A 1,586-nucleotide genomic window follows, 5' to 3' on the forward strand; every position below is an offset into this window, starting at 1 on the left:
GCACAGAAAACGGCTATCCGACCACCGATATTCAAGCACAAAGCTTTTATTCTATGAAGGGCGCAAAGGGAGGTTGGGCAGAGGCACGCTATGATGTACCACTGCTTGTGCCCGATGACCGTCTCACCGCTTTTGTCATTAAAACCGATGACGCTGATCATTCTGTCTCACTGGCAAAACTTGGAGATTTTGATGCAGAACACCAGAGATACGTCTCGAGCCACCCTTATGTAACGGGTCCACGCTTTTCTTCTGTCAATGCGAGGACATGGACTGCTCATCAAGATGAGGCTTTAGCCTTTCGAGTGTTGGCGGCACGCTACAGACAAACAGAAAAGACGGTTGATCTTGGCACATTTGATCTTGTTGATTGTTCTGATTTGCAAGTGCGTGCAGCCATTGAATTGCCTTCAAGTGATTGTTCTGTCATCTTTGAAATTGAAAGAAACAATGGCACGGTTTATCAACTGCTGCCCTTTCAATTGCTCAGTCTTACCGAATATATCAGTGAAAAGGTAAAGCTTCGCGCTATTCTCAAAGGCACGGAAAAGCTCTCACCCGTCTTGTTTGCGCCTGTTCAATTGATTGCGGGAAAGATCCATAAAACAGCAACCTATGTCACCCGTGCTTTTGCCTTTGGGGAAAAGGCAAGGTTGACCAGTTATATCAAAACATTTTTACCGGGCGGTGCAACCTTTACACTCGAGATGCAACTGGATGATGGTGCTTTTGTGCCTCTCACATTAGAGGAAACAGAACAACTTGCCGAGCCCCTTTGGACAGAACGAAAGTTCATTAGCAGTGACAAAACAGCCAAGCAAGCACGCCTCAAACTCACCCTTACCGGTGGACCGGCTGCACGGTCCATGGTGTGTGATTTTGGCGCCGGCATATTGTGATGGGAGAAAACACATGACAAAAACCAAAAAACTCGACATGGAATTGCCAAAAGAGGGACGTTTTATCAGTTCTGAATTTCCAATCTTGCGGGAAAACTTGACCAAAATTGATCAAGCACTTGCGGATGTTGAGGAACAGGTAGAGGGAAAAGCACCTTTACAACACACGCATAGCATAAGTGATGTTGCAGATCTTGCAGCGGCTCTCAAAAGCAAAATGGCAGCGAATAAAACCTTCACTTTAACCGATTTGGGCGATATCGAGGGTGCTAAGGACGCCGCCAATAATTATGTTCTCTACAAAGCAAGCAACAACAGTTTCACCTTTGGCAGTGCGATATCCTTGTTAGGAAAGCACCAACATAAAACAGAAGATATTGTGGGACTGGATGAATTTCGAGCCAAGATTAATGAAGATCTGACAAGCTATGGACGCCTAGCAAACCCAAATGAATGGCAAAGTTATAATAAATTTACCAACACAGTCACCATGAGTGGTGGCTTAGAGCTCTTAGGCAGTTCGTCGTTTAATCTTACCCATAATGGTGCAGTGGTCACATGTTTAAGTGCAACAGGAAGCAAGCTTAAAGGACCAGCAACTGTTGATGGCAATGCGATTTATACAAAAGATGAAGCGGATATTTCTCTTCAAAAAATACGCAATGATATTGCGAAATTAACGAAACA

Annotated in this window: 1 protein-coding gene and 1 pseudogene; both read left to right on the top strand. The window is 44.5% G+C overall.

Features of this window, described 5'->3' with window-relative positions; genetic code table 11:
• Positions 1 to 899, top strand: a pseudogene (locus ABD915_RS09545) (DUF4815 domain-containing protein); the annotation flags it as partial.
• 13 nt (positions 900 to 912) lie between these two features.
• Positions 913 to 1,586 (top strand): Bgr_08870 family protein (locus ABD915_RS09550; RefSeq protein WP_345117704.1); only part of this gene is annotated, 674 nt, incomplete at its 3' end.

It is taken from the genome of Bartonella jaculi (genome assembly GCF_039543045.1).
GTDB lineage: Bacteria > Pseudomonadota > Alphaproteobacteria > Rhizobiales > Rhizobiaceae > Bartonella > Bartonella jaculi.